Source organism: Vibrio genomosp. F10 str. 9ZD137, assembly GCF_049974785.1.
Lineage (GTDB): Bacteria > Pseudomonadota > Gammaproteobacteria > Enterobacterales > Vibrionaceae > Vibrio.
The window spans coordinates 1-628 of the sequence record NZ_JBNGCJ010001049.1; the positions used below are offsets into that span (position 1 = coordinate 1).

At 36.0% G+C, this 628-nt stretch carries 1 protein-coding gene; it reads left to right on the plus strand.

Annotated features, from left to right (window positions below; genetic code table 11):
* On the plus strand, positions 1-536 hold a 536-nt coding region (lspA, locus tag ACP45E_RS22210; RefSeq protein ID WP_017036985.1), incomplete at its 5' end, for a signal peptidase II.
* Between the last annotated feature and the right edge of the window lie 92 nt (positions 537-628).

A 628-nucleotide genomic window follows, 5' to 3' on the forward strand; every position in this document is an offset into this window, starting at 1 on the left:
TTTGTCCGCTTAATGCGGCGTTAGCAGGCATGGAGTTTTGTATCGTTATGAAAATTTGGACGAGAACACTTATTACATCTTCAGTATCATTTTTACTTATTGGTTGTGATCAAACTACTAAATTATTTGCTACCCAATATCTTCCCAAAGAAAAAATGGATAGTTACTTCTTCGACTTATTGAGAGTTGGGTATACTGAAAATATTGGTGCGTTCCTTGGTTTAGGTAACAACCTATCTGAGCAAACACGATTTTGGGTGTTCGTTGTTGTAATTGGAATATTCTTAGCTGGTTTGTTGTGGTATTTGATTACTAACTCTAAACAATCAATGCATTCATTATTCGCGCTGTCTTTAGTTTTTTCTGGAGGCGTTAGTAATTTTTATGATCGTGTTGTGAATAATGGTGCAGTTATAGATTTCTTAAATGTCGGTGTAGGTGCAATCCGAACAGGTATTTTTAATGTAGCAGATATTGCAATAATGGTTGGTGTTTTCATTCTGTTAGTTTCGCAAATGAAGCCTAAATCGCAGTAGCCTGCTAACAAGGCATTTAAACGGAACAAAAACAGTTGGTTATGTTTCGTGCCTCAACAGTATAACCAACTATTTTTGTCCGCTTAATGCGG